Here is a 15,108-nt window from a genome sequence, read left to right on the forward strand (position 1 = left end):
GGGGGAGGGTATGCCTGTAGAACGGCGCGGTCTCGAGCGCATTCTTTTCTGGCTGTATGAAGGCTTCGGAACAGGTCCTTATCTGTTCCGTTGGGTGCTGTTGGCTATTGATGCCGCAGCGGTTGCCTTCTTTCTCTGGGCGCCGTTTCAGGACCGTACGCAAGCCTATTATATTCTGGACATACTGATCGCGCTCTTTATCGCGCTCGATTTCAGTGCGCGGTTCTGGATATCCCGTCCACGCCATATGTTCCTGATCAATCCGTTCAATCTGGCGGATATTGTGGTGTTGATTTCGCTGTTACTGCCGATGTTCTTCTCGAACTTCGCATTCCTGCGGATATTGCGGGCGCTGCGCCTCGTGCGCGCCTTCACCTTCCTGCGTCGGATGAAGAATATTTCGTCCTACTTGCGGGAGAATGCGGAAATCATTGATCGGGTGGTGAACCTTCTTGTGTTCATCCTGATCATGACCGCGTTCGTATACGGCACCCAGCTTGAGGCGAACGAGCACATCAATTCATATCTGGATGCGCTCTATTTCACGATCGCGAGTCTCACCACGACAGGTTATGGTGACATCGTTCTGCAGGGCGTATTCGGCAAGCTGTTATCCATCTTCATCATGGTTCTTGGTATCTCACTCTTTTTGAGACTCGTGCAGGCCATTGTGAGGCCGTCAAAAGTGACGTCGGAGTGCACGCGATGCGGTTTATTGCGCCATGAGCCGGACGCGATTCACTGCAAGCATTGCGGTGAGTTCATCAGGCTGCCGACGCACAACGAATAGACTATTCGCACCAGCTGGGTTTGGCTTCGCTGCGATCTTCATTCCAGCGTTGAGCCAGTCCACGCTGCTCCAGCAAATGCCCGACATGCACGCCGTCCAGATAGACGTGGGCGCGACCGCGGCCGTATTCATCAACCCCGCGGAATAAAATCTGAACCTGATCAGCGTCGCGGAAAATCTCTTGGACGGCAGAGACGGTTTCTTCGCCAAGATCAGCTTCGGCGAGGCATTCGGCATGGGGTGAGGTTTCAGGGCTGTCGTATCCAATCAGGCGGAAGCGACGTCCCTGTAATTCATATGTGTCGCCATCGACAGGGCGGACTGCGTCAGCTCTTCCTGCAAGGCATTCAGGGTTTCCATCGCAGAGATTTTCTGGCGGTGGTGCGCTGCAGGATGCGGCTGCTAAAAACACCGCAAAAATGCCTAAGCGATACGATTGTCGCACAACGTTTCTCCCCCTATGCTGTTCATCAATCAAGCAAAAGAACTGGTAACAAGCCAGCCCAAACTCAAAGGGAGACACATGTCCGGTCCAGTCCAGGAATCGGTGCGCACGGATGCACTGCCTTTTCGTGAAATTCCGTACCTTCCACAAAAGCTGAACGTCACGCATCGTGATGATGGCTCCATTATTCTCGAGAATGGTCAGCCATTGAGGCCTTACCCGCCGCACATGTTGGCGCCTCTGGTCTATTGGGCTGCGAATGACCCTGATCGTCTATGGCTTGCGCAACGTGATCCGGTTGAGCCTGAAAAGGACGGCTGGCAACGGCTTACCTATGGCGAAGCGCTGGAGCGTATTCGTCGCCTTGCTCAGGGATTGCTGGACAATGGCGCGGGGCCGGACGCGCCACTGATGATTCTGTCTCGCAATTCGATCGAACATGCTCTGATCATGTATGCTGCGATGTGGGCAGGAAGCCCGGTTGTACCAGTAACGCCGGCTTATGCGCTTCTCAGTCAGGACTTTGCCCGGCTCAATTATGTCGACGGCCTGACCTCTCCGAAGTTTATCTATGTTGATGACGGGCAGGAGTATCAGCGTGGACTCGATGGCATGAGACTGGACGGACGTCTGGTTATTTATGCCAGAAATGCGCCGACTGTAGAAAACCAGATCAGTCTGGATGAACTGGAAGTCCCTCCGACCTATCAGGTGGATCTGGCCTATGACCGGCTTGGTCCACAAACAATCGCCAAGTTTATGCTCACGTCCGGCTCGACCGGTGAGCCGAAAGCAGTGATCAATTCCCACGAGAACATTGCGTCTATGGTGAAGATGATCAGGTCGATCTGGAATACAGAGAAACTTGAGCAGCTTACGAATGGCCAGCAGGTCATGGTGAATTTCCTGCCGTGGAGCCACACTTACGGAGCCAATTCCATTTTGCACTCCATGGCTGACTGGGGCGGTGCGCTCTACATCGATTGGGGTGCGCCTACACCGGCCCGGTTGCCGGAAATGATTCGCAACCTCAAAGAGGTTTCACCAACCCAGCACACGACCGTACCCGCCGCATGGACGGCCATTGCAACTGAGATTGAAAACGATCCTGAACTCGCTGAAACCTTCTTCAAAAAGCTGTTTGTCATGGCCTATGGCGGCGCAGCTATGGGGCAGGACATTTATGAACGCATCCAGAAGGTGGCGATCAAAACAACGGGTGAACGGATATCCCTTTCTGCGGGTTATGGCGCGACTGAAACATCGCCGACGACCGCAAATGTACATTGGCCGAGCTCGGTCATGGGCTTGATCGGTCTGCCTCTGCCGGGTTGTGAAATGAAGATGGCACCTGTCGGTGAGAAGTATGAGTGCCGTGTGCGTGGTCCTCACATCACCAAAGGCTATTACCGCAACCCAGAGAAAACAGCAGAAGCGTTCGACAAAGAAGGCTTTTACAAACTCGGTGATGCCGTCAAGTTTGCTGAACCGGACGATCCAAATCAGGGCCTCGCTTTCGACGGGCGGATCGCCGAGGAGTTCAAACTCGCAAATGGCACATGGGTGTCAGCTGGTGCTGTACGCATTGGCACGATTTCCGAAGTCGATGGGGCACTCGCTGACGCTGTAGTTTGTGGTCTCAATAAGGATAAGATCGGTATTCTAGGCTTCCTGAACGAGAGTTTCTGTAAGCGAATTGCCGGTTCGATCCCGCTTGAGGAGATGGCGCGTCATCCTGATATCCGCCAGGCGGTAGAGAATGGTCTGCGTTTCTACAATCAGAAAAATCCTAATGCGTCTTCACGCATCGCGGCCTGTATCCTTCAGCCCGATCAGCCGTCGCAGGATAAGGGTGAAATCACCGAAAAGGGCTACATCAATCAAAGCAAGGTTCAGTCCTTGCGCGCGGCTGAAGTCGAGCGCCTGTTCAAGGCGCCACACGATGAAGACGTAATCGTTCTTTGAGTTCCGGGAAGAAAGACATGACGACAGAAACTAAAACAGGTGCTGAGGCGCTGGTGAGTACGCTCGCGGACTGTGGTGTGACAGCGTGCTTCGCGAACCCGGGTACTTCAGAGATGAACCTTGTGACCGCTCTCGATAAAGAACCCCGCATCCGCTCTGTGCTTTGTCTCTTTGAAGGCGTGGCGACCGGTGCAGCGGACGGTTTCGGGCGCGTTTCAGAAAAACCCGCCATGACGCTGTTGCACCTTGGCGCCGGATATCTCAATGGCGGTGCAAACATCCACAACGCGAAGCGCGCTTACACGCCAATGATCAACGTGATCGGTGATCATGCGACATATCACGTTCGTTATGATGCACCGCTGACTTCGAACATTATCGGGTTGGCTGCGCCGAATTCTATCTGGATCAAATCCGTGCCTGATTCTGCGAGTGCCGGTCGTCTTGCGGCAGAAAGCTTTCATGCGAGCACGAGTGGCGGGCAGGGGCCGGTGTCCCTGATTCTTCCGGCGGACGCCGCGTGGGATGAAGGTGGGGAGCTGTCTGCGCCGTTTGCGCCGGGCGAACCGAAAAAGGTCGCTGCAGATGCTATTTCTTCGGTTGCTGCGGCGATCAAAGCCGCGAGAAAACCGCTCATTCTGATCAGTGGGAACGCGCTCTCTGAGGACGGTTTGAGCGAGGCGTCACGTCTGAAGGCGGCAGGCGTTCGTGTTATGACGGACACATTTGTCTGGAAGCAGGCGAGAGGCGCAGGTCGTTTTAATCCTGACCGGATGCAGTATTTTGCTGAAGGCGCAATGGAAGACCTTGAGGGCACCGATCTTATGGTCCTCGCTGGCACTCAAATGCCGGTCGCATTCTTTGCATACCCGGAAAAGCCGAGCGTGCTGGTGCCTGAGGGCTGTGAGCTCATCTCAGTTGGCGAACGCGGTATCGATGTGAAAGCTGCATTGAGCGCGCTTGCAGATGAGCTCGGTGCTTCAGAGAAGGCGCCAGTCGCGCCGCGGCAGAGCCCGGACAAGCCAGCCGGTAAGCTAACGCCAGTGACAGTCGGGCAATCGATTTGCCGCCATATGCCGGAAGGCGCTCTCGTGTCCGATGACGGCGTTACGGCAAGCCTGCCTATCTTTCTCAGCACGCAGACGGCCGCGCCGCATGAATGGATGATGCTGACAGGCGGCGCGATCGGGCAGGGTTTCCCTCTGGCTGTTGGGGCGTCGATTGCAAAGCCTGAGGCACGAACAATTTGTCTCTCAGGTGACGGTGCCGGCATGTATACCGTTCAGGCGCTCTGGACGATGGCGCGTGAGAATCTGAAGGTGTTGAACATTGTGTTCGTGAACCACACTTATCGCATTCTGAATATTGAGCTGAAGCGGACAGGCGCGGGCAATCCGGGCCCAGCCGCGCAGAATATGCTGAATCTTGGAACGCCAGAGATCGACTGGAAATCACTCGCAGAGGCGCAGGGTTTGCACGCCGAGAACGTCACTACAGCTGAAGAGTTTGATGAGGCGTTTGAGCGCGCAATGACGGCGGACGGACCGGTTCTGATCGCGGCGCATGTGGCGGGCTAGGGCGATTCGCCCGCGGCCATGAGGGAGAGGTTTTCGGACAGGGTTCTGCCGCGCGCAAAGAGCTCTGTCTCTCTCTCTGTCGTTGATGCGTCACAGCCAGACACGTCTCGCTGCGTGTCGAGATAGGCGCGGTTGAAGGAATCAATCAGGCGTGACCGAAGATAGCCGCTTGAGGGCGCTTCTACGTCGAGCATGTTGAGCATGTACTCTCGCCAGGTCTGGTCATCCGTTCCGTTGCAAACAACACGCATCGCATGAATCTGGCCGAGTACGCGGGACAGGTCAGTCAACGTGCTCTGATACTGGCGAGTTGTCCGGAATTCCTGTCCATTAGCCGCGCCAACCGCACTGATGGAAAGCGCAATGGCAACTGAGGCGTATCGGAGAGTACTTGCAGTGGTGCAGATCATGGCGCTGACGTTAACAAGCTGTATGTTTTTGGCACGTGAATTATAGGTATAAAAAAGCCCCGGACAGTTTCTGCCGGGGCTTTTTGTCTGAATTATGTTGTCGGATGTTAGCCGCGACGACCGCTGACTTTTCCCAGACCAATCTGCTTAGCGAAGTCGGAGCGCTTCTTGGTGTAGCTAGGTGCAACCATTGGATAGTCCGCAGGCAGACCCCAACGTTTGCGATATTCCTCAGGCGTCATGCCGTAATGCGAGCGAAGGTAACGCTTCAGCATTTTGAGCTTTTTGCCGTCTTCGAGGCAGATGATATGGTCTTCCGTGATGGATTTGCTGACAGGCACTGCTGGTTTTGGGCGCTCCTGAGCTGGAGCCGCTTCTTGTGAAGCGAGGCCGGAAACAGTCTTGTGAACTGACGCAATGAGATCAGAGAGAGAATCTGTCGGGACGGGGTTGTTCGCGACGAATGAAGCAACAATATCAGTTGTCATCCGCATGATTTCGTCAGCTTCCAAAGAGCTGTTTGAGTTTTCGGGAGTCATTGCGTCCTCAGACATGTTTACTAAGCTCGTCCGTATTACAGGCGACGAAATAGATTTCAAGTATTAAAAAGAAAATCTAATGCAATCTATATTTGTGTTTAATGCTTGGTGATTTTTGCTCAATTGGCTTGCACGAAAACCAGTCGAGGTTTAGACAGTCGCCAAAATATATGGAGATAGTGCCAATGGCAGGTGCCTTCGACGGTGTTTCGCAAACAGCCGGATTTTTTTCAACTGGTCTCGCTGAATCTGATGCTGATGTTGCAGCGATGATTAAGCGTGAAGCAAAGCGTCAATCAGACAAGATCGAGCTGATTGCTTCTGAGAATATCGTGTCTCAGGCTGTGAAAGCAGCTCAGGGCTCTGTGTTCACGAACAAATACGCTGAAGGTTATCCGGGCCGCCGCTATTACGGTGGCTGTGAGTTTGCCGACGAGGTCGAAGCGCTGGCGATTGAGCGTCTGAAGCAGCTTTACAATGCTCAGTTCGCTAACGTTCAGCCTCACTCCGGTAGCCAGGCGAACCAGGCCGCATTCATGTCTATGATGAAGCCGGGTGACACCTTCATGGGGATGAGCCTGTCCGAGGGCGGTCACCTGACGCACGGCGCTAAAGTGAACCAGTCTGGCAAATGGTTTGAAGCCGTCCATTACGGCGTGGATCCTGAAACCCACCTTATTGATTACGATCAGGTTCGCGACGTTGCAAAGACGCACAACCCGAAAGTCATCATTGCGGGTGGTTCTGCGTACTCTCGTATTATCGACTTCAAGAAGTTCCGTGAAATCGCTGACGAGATCGGCGCATACCTGATGGTCGATATGGCGCACTTCTCCGGCCTTGTAGCTGGTGGCGTTTATCCGAACCCGCTTGAGTATGCTGACGTCGTAACATCTACGACGCACAAGACGCTTCGCGGCCCTCGTGGCGGCATCGTTCTGACGAATGACGAGAAGCTGGCTAAGAAAATTAACTCTGCTGTCTTCCCGGGTCTGCAAGGTGGTCCGCTCATGCACGTCATTGCGGCAAAAGCTGTGGCTTTCGGCGAAGCGCTTCGTCCTGAGTACAAGCAGTACGCCCAGCGCGTCGTTGATAACGCGCGCACACTCGCCAAAGCCGTTATGGATGGCGGACTGGACGTTGTTTCCGGCGGTACGGACTCACACCTCATGCTGATCGACCTGCGCCCTAAGGGCGTGAAAGGTAACGCAACTGAGGATGCGCTGGGTCGTGCCTTCATCACATGTAACAAGAACGGTATTCCTGACGATCCTGAGAAGCCAGCGATTACATCTGGTATCCGTGTTGGTGCGCCAGCGGGTACAACACGCGGTTTCGGTGAAGCTGAATTCACGAAGATCGGTGGCTGGATCTGTGAGATTGTCGACGCACTGTCCGCGGGTGGTGATACTGCTGCAGCCGAAGCCAAGGTTCGTGAAGAGGTTCTGGCGCTGACAAGCGAATTCCCGATCTATCCGGGCGAAGAAGGTCTCTAATAGGTGCGCTGCCCGTTTTGCGGATCTGAAAATACAGCGGTACGGGACTCCCGGCCCGCTGAAGACAATACGGTGGTTCGCCGTCGTAGGTCCTGCGAAGATTGTGGCGCCCGTTTCACAACATTCGAGCGCGTTCAACTGAGAGAAATTACTGTCGTGAAACGCGATGGTAAGCGCACGCCTTTTGTTCGTGAAAAGCTGTTGCGCTCGGTCATGATTGCGCTGCGAAAGCGTCCGTTCGAGCCTGAGCAAATCGATCAACTCGTGTCGGGTATTATTCGCCGGCTTGAGAGCTCTGGTGAGTCTGAAGTAAATTCTGAAGATATTGGCGAGTACGTAATGGAAGCGCTCGGTGAGCTCGATCCAGTCGCGTATGTTCGCTACGCGTCCGTCTATCGGGACTTCAAAGACGCGAGCGCTTTTGCGCACTTCATCGAAACGCATGCGCTGGAAAAGCATATCGACGAGTCCGGCGAAAAGGAGTGACCTCAATGAGAGTCACCCTGAAGATCGCAACGTCTCTCGATGCACGGATCGCAACCTGCACCGGCCATAGCCAGTGGATCACCGGAAGCGAAGCGCGCGCCACGGTCCATCGTTTGCGCGCGGAACATGATGCGGTGCTTGTCGGGTCGGGCACCATGCTGGCCGACGATCCAAAACTGACGGTGCGTGGATTTGACGTCGCGCGTCAGCCGGATCGTGTTGTTCTTGATACCTATCTGAAGACACCTGACAACGCCGCGATTTTTGATGCGCCATCCGGGCAAAGCATCATTTTCGCGGGGCCTGCTGCAGAGGTAGGCCGGGAATCGGAGCTTAAAGCGTCAGGAGCAGTGATCGAGCGGGTCGCTATGAGTGGCTCCGGTCTGGATGTTCACGATGTTTTGAGCCGCTTGTCATCCAAGGGCGTATCTTCTGTCTTTATTGAAGGCGGAGGTGTGGTCGCTGCCAGCTTCCTGAAGGCCGGTTTGATCGATAGACTGGAGTGGTTTCGAGCGCCCATGATCATTGGTGGTGATGGACGACCGGCATTCGGGGCACTTGGTGTGGAAGATTTGGGTGCGGCATTCCGCTTGGTTCGTACGGGTGTACGAGAAGCGGGTGTTGATCTATGGGAAACGTACGAAAAAGGAGAGTGACCCATGTTCACCGGTCTTGTGCGCGATCTCGGCGTCATCGAATCTATTGAAGAAGTCAACGGGAACCGGAAGTTTTCCGTGCGCGGCCAAATCGATCCCAAGGACCTGACAATGGGGGCTTCGGTCTGCCATTCAGGCGTGTGCCTGACGGTCATTGATGCCGATTTCTCTGGCGACGCGCCTCTCTGGGTTGTCGAGGCCGTTCCTGAAACGCTTCGCCTGACGTCGCTCGGTAGCAAGGTTGCGGGTGACTGTGTGAACCTTGAACCAAGTCTGCGTTTAGGTGACGAACTGGGTGGCCACCTGGTGTTTGGTCACGTCGATGGTCTTGGAAAAATAAAAAGTATTGTCGAAGAAGGTGATGGATATCGCGTGTCCGTAGAGGCGCCTGAGGCGCTTCGTCCGCTTATCGCGTTGAAGGGCTCGGTTGCTGTAGACGGTATTTCTCTGACCATTGCGGGTGTGACTGAGACAGGTTTCGAGCTGGCAATTATTCCGCACACCTTCGAGGTAACATCTTTAGGGTTGGCCAAGGCTGGAGACGCAGTAAATCTCGAGGCTGACATGCTCGCGCGCTATGTTTCCAGACAGATGGAATTTCGCTGAGGGTTGCCTTCGTACGAAAAAATCGTACATGTTCGGACATGAGTTCGATCCTAAACATAATTGAAGCATTTGGCGGTCTGCGTCCGTTTGCGAGGGCGGTGAATAAATCACCTTCAACGGTGCAGTACTGGATTGAGCGTGGAAGCATTCCAGCTTCTGCGCAGGCGTTCGTTTTCCAACTTTCGGAAGATCGGGGCCTTGGTTTTTCCAAAGATCAGATAGCCAACGCTGTTTCGCAGCCGGAAACGAAAGGAACAGACGCCGCGATGAGTGAAGATTTTCACAGCGCTATTTCCTCTATTGAGGAGATCATCGAAGATGCCCGTAACGGCAAAATGTACATTCTTGTCGACGCTGAAGATCGTGAGAATGAGGGTGATCTGATCATCCCGGCTCAGTTCGCTACACCGGACGCCGTCAATTTTATGGCGACGCACGGCCGAGGCCTGATCTGTCTGGCGATGACGCACGAGCGTGCGGGTATTCTGAACCTTGAGCCGATGACACGGAATAATCGCGAAAGCATGAGCACCGCGTTCACAGTGTCCATCGAGGCGAAAGAAGGCGTTACCACTGGTATCTCTGCGCAGGACCGTGCTCGTACAGTCTCCGTGGCGATCGACCCGACAAAGAATAGTGACGACATCGTCTCGCCGGGTCATGTCTTCCCGCTGGTTGCACGTGAGGGCGGCGTTCTGGTTCGCGCGGGCCACACCGAAGCTGCTGTCGATATTTCCCGTATGGCCGGCCTCTATCCGGCTGGCGTGATCTGCGAGATCATGAATGAAGACGGCACGATGGCGCGACTTCCAGATCTGGTGTCATTCGCACAGCTTCATAATCTGAAGATTGGTACGATTGCTGACCTTATCGCCTATCGTCGCCGTAACGACCGATTCCTTGAGCGCCGTATCGATGTCCCATTCGAAAGCGAATATGGTTCGGGTTTCCGGGCAATTGTTTTCAAAAATACGATTGATGGCGCTGAGCATATGGCTCTGGTTCATGGCAAAATCAGCCCTGATGAACCTGTTCTCACACGTGTCCACCGCATCAACTTTATGAATGATGTTCTGGGTGAGAAGACTGGGCGGTCCAATCTCGTCCGCAATTCCATGAAGATGATTGCAGAGGCAGACGAGCCGGGCGTGATCATTCTTTTGAACACCATGCGTAAGGATAGCATTGCTGAGGGACTTGGCGCTGCATCGGCGGGGCCAGTGGATCATAGCCGTCCGCTGCGTGAATACGGTGTGGGCGCACAGATTATGAAGGATCTCGGTATCCGTAAAATTATCATTCTTACAACGTCCAAGCCGTCAAAGGTCGCTGGTATCGATGGATACGGGCTGAGCCTTGAAGGCTGGCGTATGATTAAAGAGGACTGCTAGTATGGGCCCGAGAGTATTGCTGATAACGTCGCGCTATTATGAGAAGATTTCTCTGGAGCTGGAAGCAGGCGCGATGGAAGTTCTGGAAGCTGCAGAAGCGCGGGTCGAAACTGTAGAAGTTCCTGGCGCATTTGAAATTCCGGGCGCTGTGGCCATGGCTGCTGATAGCGACATGTACGATGCGTTTGTAACGATCGGTTGCGTCGTTCGTGGTGAAACTACGCACTATGATTATGTCTGTGGTGAGTCCGCGCGTGGGCTTATGGATTTGACTGTTCAACGCCGTCTGCCTATCGGATATGGTATAATTACAGTCGAAAATCAGGAACAGGCCTGGGCACGGGCCGACAGACAGCAGAAAAACAAGGGTGCAGACGCTGCAACAGCGGCTCTTGAGATGCTGAAGTTCCGTAAGGAAATACTTCGCGGATGAGTAAAGAACAAAAATTGCCGCCTGATATTGTCAGAATTCGTCGCTCCGGCGCACGACTTGCGGCAGTTCAGGCGGTGTATCAGCTCGAAATTACCGAGCGCGGCGCTAAAGCGGTTATCCGTGAATTCATGGAAGACCGTCTTGGTCTGGACGATGACGGCCGACCTGTTGAAGACGCCGACCCTGATCTGTTTAAACAGATCGTTCAGGGCGTTGTCGACAAGCAAAGCCTGATCGACGAGGCGATCAAGGCGCGTCTTTCCGAGAAATGGCGTCTTGATCGCATCGACTCAACTTCACGTGCGATTCTTCGATGCGCCACCCAAGAATTGGCTACGCGTGCAGACTTGTCGAACGCTGTGATTATCGAAGAGTATGTTGGAATTGCGCACGCATTCTTCGATGGGGACGAGCCAAAATTCGTGAACGGCCTGCTGGATAAGGTGGCCCGCGATGTCCGTCCTGACGGCGTTCCGATTGGTTATCTGGAAGCGTGAAAGAGTTTGAGTTCATAAGAACTCTTCTCTCTCCTTTGGCAAAAAGCAGAGGCGCGGCGTCATTGAAGGATGATGTCGCGTTGCTTGATTCCGGACTTATCGTTACGACAGACACGCTTGTAGAGGGTGTCCACTTTCTATCAACGGATCCATTCGAAACAGTCGGCAAAAAGCTGGTTCGGGTGAATGTATCAGATTGCCTTGCTAAAGGCGCGCTACCCTATCAGGCTTTGTTTAATCTGGTCTGGCCATCCAATCGTTCAGATGATGACCTTCATGCGCTTGTAAATGGGCTTTCATCTGATCTGCGCGCCTTCGACATCGATCTGATTGGCGGCGATACAACATCCAGCCCGGACCGTCTTGTATTGTCTCTGACGCTTCTTGGGCGTGCGCTCGGTGCCAGCGTTCCGCGACGAGGCAGCGCGCGCGAGGGCGACGACATATGGGTAACCGGCACGATTGGGCACGGTGTTGCGGGGCTGCGCGCGATAAAGCGAAATCTGGAAAGAGAGTTCCAGCAAAGCGTTTTGCATTACCGCGTGCCTCAAGTGCCATCTGTAGAGATCGCGCATCTGATTGCACAGCATGCGAATGCGTCGGCTGATATCTCTGACGGCCTCATTGCTGATCTCGGCAACATTTGTGAAGCGTCCCAGTGCGGAGCGACGATAACGTTGAGTGACATTCCGCTGGTGCAAGGTGTGTCGCCTCTGGATTTGAGTTCGGTTGACCTGCTTTCAGGCGGCGACGACTACCAATGCCTTTTCACTGCGCCGCAAGGTCGGCGCGGGGTTATTGAGGCGACAGCCAGACAAAGCAATTTGGCCGTTACCTGTATAGGTCTCTGTGAAGCGGGCACGGGTGTACACCTTCTGGACGCAGGTGGGATGCCTATCAAACTGTTAAAAACAGGATGGGAACACGGCGGCAATTCATAACAGTTTTTCAGCCAATACTTCGTATTTATGCTGGCATGAAGAACCTCATTCGTACCTTTTTCGCTGTTATCTTTTTTGCTGGCGTCTCATTTGGCGCAGGACCAGCTGCGTTTGCGGCTGGTGATGAAGGCGGGCAGGGCGGGTCGAACAGGACTGTGGATCTTTCTAACATCGTTGTCCCTGTCGAGCGCGACGGTGAGTTAATCAACTATCTGTTTGTAAGTGCTGTCGTGACGATTGCCAGCGGATACGATCATTGGGGCGCTCGTGAATCGGCTCACATTATCCGCGACGGAATTCTGCGGGCAGCCCATCGCAATCCTGTAGGCCTTACGGGTCACCCAATGGAACTCGATGAGCAGAAATACCTTGATATTGTCCGCGCTGTTATCGAGGAGCAGATGGGCGAAGGCTCTGTGGAATCAATAGAAATTCTGGCGACTGATTCACAGCTCGTCTTTATTGAAGGCTGATATTCAGAGCCATCTGAAACGTCAGAAAAATCCTCTCAAATCCCTGTAATGCGCGGCAGAATCTGCTGCGCCATTAGCATGCTTGCGCACTCATCTACTATTTGCCAACAATAACCTCACAAACAAAAGGGGAGCTGTGCGGAGGTATTCCGTCTCCGTGAAGGGCAGTTCCGATAAAAAATACATAGTGAGGAAAAGATGGACTTAACGACTGTCCTGGTGATTGTTGCTGCTATAGCAGCCATCGCTTTCGGCTTTTTTCTAAGCCGGTCAATCATGTCCGCGTCGGCGGGCAATGATCGCATGCAAGAAATTGCTAAAGCAATTCAGGAAGGTGCAGACGCCTATCTGTCCCGTCAGTACAAAACAATTGGTATTGTTGGTATTCTGATTGCGGTCGCTCTGCTGATTGCTTTTCAGGGCAATTTTATCATCGTCATTGGCTTTTTGCTCGGCGCCATTCTGTCTGGCGCAGCAGGCTTTATCGGTATGAAGGTCTCAGTGCAGGCTAACGTCCGAACCACAGAAGCCTCCATGAATGGCGGCCTCGCGGCTGGTCTCGACATGGCCTTCAAGTCAGGTGCGGTCACAGGCTTGCTTGTCGTCGGCCTCGCCTTGCTCGGTACAGCTGGCTATTACGCAATTCTCACGTCCGGAATGGGATATGACAGCGGAGATCGCACGCTCATTGACGGGCTTGTTGCTCTCGGTTTCGGCGCATCGCTGATTTCCATCTTCGCCCGTCTCGGCGGCGGTATCTTCACCAAAGGCGCCGACGTGGGCGGCGATATGGTTGGTAAGGTCGAAGCCGGTATTCCGGAAGACGACCCTCGTAACGCTGCTACGATTGCCGACAATGTTGGCGATAATGTCGGTGACTGTGCGGGTATGGCAGCCGACTTGTTCGAGACGTATTCAGTGACGCTTGTCGCGACAATGGTTCTCGCGTCCATCTTTTTCGCCGGAGCTGATGCGTCTCTGATGATGCTTCTGCCGCTCGCAATTGGCGGTATCTGTATTATCGGTTCGATCCTCGGCACATATTTCGTCCGCCTTGGGAAAGATAATAGCGTGATGGGGGCTCTCTATAAGGGCTTCGTCGCGACTGCGGTCATCTCCGGTATCGGTGTGGCTGCTGTAATTTACATGCTGATGGGCAGCTTTGATGCCACGGTTGAAACCGGCGCGGGTCTCGTGATCAGCGGCTGGGATCTTTTGTATTGCGGCATTGTCGGCCTCGGCGTGACTGGTTTGATTGTATACATCACCGAGTATTATACCGGCGTAGACAAACGACCTGTACGTTCAGTCGCTCAGGCATCCGTTTCTGGTCACGGCACGAACGTGATTCAGGGGCTGGCTGTGTCTCTGGAATCTTGCGCACTTCCGGCGCTCGTTATTATCGCGGGCATCATCCTGACGTTTAATTTCGCAGGCCTGTTCGGCATTGCGATCGCCACGACGACGATGCTTGCGCTTGCCGGTATGGTGGTTGCATTGGATGCATTCGGCCCAGTCACGGATAACGCAGGCGGTATTGCCGAAATGGCGGGTCTGGATGACAGCGTGCGTAGTACGACGGACACGCTCGATGCCGTCGGTAACACCACGAAGGCTGTCACGAAGGGCTACGCGATTGGCTCGGCGGGTCTCGGCGCTCTGGTTCTGTTTGCGGCTTACACAGAGGATTTGAATTACTTCACTGCGAGCGCGGTAGAGGGATCATTCTTCTATGGCGTTGTCGCCGACTTCTCTCTCTCCAACCCATATGTCGTTGTAGGTCTGCTGTTCGGTGGCCTTCTGCCATTCCTGTTTGGTGGCATGTCCATGATGTCCGTTGGCCGGGCTGCGCAGGATGTCGTTGAAGAGGTTCGTCGTCAGTTCCGCGAAATGCCTGGCATTATGAATTTCGAGCAGCGTCCGGATTATGGCCGCGCGGTCGACATTCTGACCAAAGCTGCGATTCGTGAGATGATTGCGCCATCTCTATTGCCGGTGCTGTCGCCGCTCGTGCTTTTCGGAGCAATTCTTTTGATTGCTGGTAAGGGTGCTGCCTTCTCTGCGCTCGGTGCGATGCTGCTCGGTGTCATTGTGACGGGTCTGTTTGTTGCGATTTCCATGACCTCCGGCGGCGGTGCGTGGGATAACGCGAAGAAGTCCTTCGAGGATGGTTTCGTCGATAAGGACGGCGTGAAGCACGAAAAAGGTTCTGACGCGCACAAAGCGTCTGTGACCGGCGATACTGTGGGTGATCCTTATAAGGACACGTCCGGTCCGGCCGTGAACCCGATGATCAAGATCACAAACATCGTGGCGCTGATCATGCTCGCGGTTATTGCCCACTGGGGCGCTCACTAAGCTCCAAAGGTAGAGCTAAAGAAAAAGCCCGGCGTTTCGCCGGGC

Annotated in this window: 16 protein-coding genes; 13 read left to right on the forward strand and 3 right to left on the reverse strand. The window is 54.1% G+C overall.

Annotation, left to right across the window (positions count from 1 at the left end):
* Window positions 1-10: 10 nt before the first annotated feature.
* On the forward strand, window positions 11-790 hold the full coding sequence (locus tag G523_RS0112020; RefSeq protein WP_022695316.1) for a potassium channel family protein: 780 nt from the start codon (window positions 11-13) through the stop codon (window positions 788-790).
* 1 nt (window position 791) lies between these two features.
* Here G523_RS0112020 and G523_RS20405 read toward each other — a convergent pair whose 3' ends face one another.
* Window positions 792-1,235 (reverse strand): thermonuclease family protein, encoded by a 444-nt coding sequence (locus tag G523_RS20405; RefSeq protein ID WP_162141049.1) that lies wholly within the window; start codon window positions 1,233-1,235, stop codon window positions 792-794.
* Window positions 1,236-1,313: 78 nt separating this feature from the next.
* Between G523_RS20405 and G523_RS0112030 the strand changes: the two genes are divergently transcribed.
* Both G523_RS0112030 and G523_RS0112035 read left to right on the forward strand, forming a co-directional pair.
* A complete protein-coding gene (locus G523_RS0112030) occupies window positions 1,314-3,200 on the forward strand; it encodes a feruloyl-CoA synthase (RefSeq protein ID WP_051134854.1) in 1,887 nt (628 codons plus the stop codon).
* Window positions 3,201-3,217: 17 nt separating this feature from the next.
* Entirely contained in the window at window positions 3,218-4,777 is a 1,560-nt protein-coding gene (locus G523_RS0112035) for an acetolactate synthase large subunit (protein WP_022695319.1), read from the forward strand.
* Here the strand turns inward: G523_RS0112035 and G523_RS19175 are convergent.
* Both G523_RS19175 and G523_RS0112045 read right to left on the reverse strand, forming a co-directional pair.
* Window positions 4,774-5,187 carry a TIGR02301 family protein gene (locus tag G523_RS19175; RefSeq protein ID WP_081648811.1) on the reverse strand — a complete coding sequence of 138 codons (414 nt, stop codon included), beginning with the start codon at window positions 5,185-5,187 and terminating at the stop codon, window positions 4,774-4,776. The genes G523_RS0112035 and G523_RS19175 overlap by 4 nt on opposite strands.
* Before the next feature lie 107 nt (window positions 5,188-5,294).
* The gene (locus tag G523_RS0112045) at window positions 5,295-5,726 is read right to left on the reverse strand and encodes a MucR family transcriptional regulator (protein ID WP_022695321.1); all 432 of its coding nucleotides are present in this window, start codon (window positions 5,724-5,726) and stop codon (window positions 5,295-5,297) included.
* 185 nt (window positions 5,727-5,911) lie between these two features.
* On the opposite strand from G523_RS0112045, the gene glyA reads away from it, so the two are divergent.
* From glyA to G523_RS0112095, 10 genes are all read left to right on the forward strand, one after another.
* On the forward strand, window positions 5,912-7,222 hold the full coding sequence (glyA, locus tag G523_RS0112050) for a serine hydroxymethyltransferase (RefSeq protein ID WP_022695322.1): 1,311 nt from the start codon (window positions 5,912-5,914) through the stop codon (window positions 7,220-7,222).
* 3 nt (window positions 7,223-7,225) lie between these two features.
* The gene (gene nrdR, locus G523_RS0112055) at window positions 7,226-7,708 is read left to right on the forward strand and encodes a transcriptional regulator NrdR (RefSeq protein ID WP_022695323.1); all 483 of its coding nucleotides are present in this window, start codon (window positions 7,226-7,228) and stop codon (window positions 7,706-7,708) included.
* Window positions 7,709-7,713: 5 nt separating this feature from the next.
* Window positions 7,714-8,364: a RibD family protein gene (locus G523_RS0112060; protein ID WP_022695324.1), complete on the forward strand. Its 651-nt coding sequence runs from the start codon at window positions 7,714-7,716 to the stop codon at window positions 8,362-8,364.
* 3 nt (window positions 8,365-8,367) lie between these two features.
* Window positions 8,368-8,970 carry a riboflavin synthase gene (locus G523_RS0112065; RefSeq protein ID WP_022695325.1) on the forward strand — a complete coding sequence of 201 codons (603 nt, stop codon included), beginning with the start codon at window positions 8,368-8,370 and terminating at the stop codon, window positions 8,968-8,970.
* A 38-nt stretch (window positions 8,971-9,008) separates the two neighbouring features.
* Window positions 9,009-10,361 (forward strand): 3,4-dihydroxy-2-butanone-4-phosphate synthase, encoded by a 1,353-nt coding sequence (gene ribB / locus G523_RS0112070; RefSeq protein ID WP_022695326.1) that lies wholly within the window; start codon window positions 9,009-9,011, stop codon window positions 10,359-10,361.
* 1 nt (window position 10,362) lies between these two features.
* Window positions 10,363-10,794, forward strand: a complete 432-nt coding sequence (gene ribH, locus G523_RS0112075) for a 6,7-dimethyl-8-ribityllumazine synthase (RefSeq protein ID WP_022695327.1) — start codon at window positions 10,363-10,365, stop codon at window positions 10,792-10,794.
* Window positions 10,791-11,291, forward strand: coding sequence for a transcription antitermination factor NusB (gene nusB, locus G523_RS19180; RefSeq protein WP_022695328.1), 501 nt, complete (start codon window positions 10,791-10,793; stop codon window positions 11,289-11,291). Before ribH ends, nusB begins: the two co-directional genes overlap by 4 nt.
* Window positions 11,288-12,232 (forward strand): thiamine-phosphate kinase, encoded by a 945-nt coding sequence (thiL, locus tag G523_RS0112085; RefSeq protein WP_022695329.1) that lies wholly within the window; start codon window positions 11,288-11,290, stop codon window positions 12,230-12,232. The genes nusB and thiL overlap by 4 nt, the downstream gene beginning before the upstream one ends.
* A 35-nt stretch (window positions 12,233-12,267) precedes the next feature.
* Window positions 12,268-12,705, forward strand: a complete 438-nt coding sequence (locus G523_RS0112090) for a hypothetical protein (RefSeq protein ID WP_022695330.1) — start codon at window positions 12,268-12,270, stop codon at window positions 12,703-12,705.
* Window positions 12,706-12,903: 198 nt separating this feature from the next.
* Complete coding sequence (locus tag G523_RS0112095) at window positions 12,904-15,063, forward strand: sodium-translocating pyrophosphatase (protein ID WP_022695331.1); 2,160 nt, start codon at window positions 12,904-12,906, stop codon at window positions 15,061-15,063.
* Window positions 15,064-15,108: the final 45 nt, after the last annotated feature.

Source organism: Ponticaulis koreensis DSM 19734 (assembly GCF_000420665.1).
In the GTDB taxonomy this organism is placed as follows: Bacteria; Pseudomonadota; Alphaproteobacteria; order Caulobacterales; family Hyphomonadaceae; genus Ponticaulis; species Ponticaulis koreensis.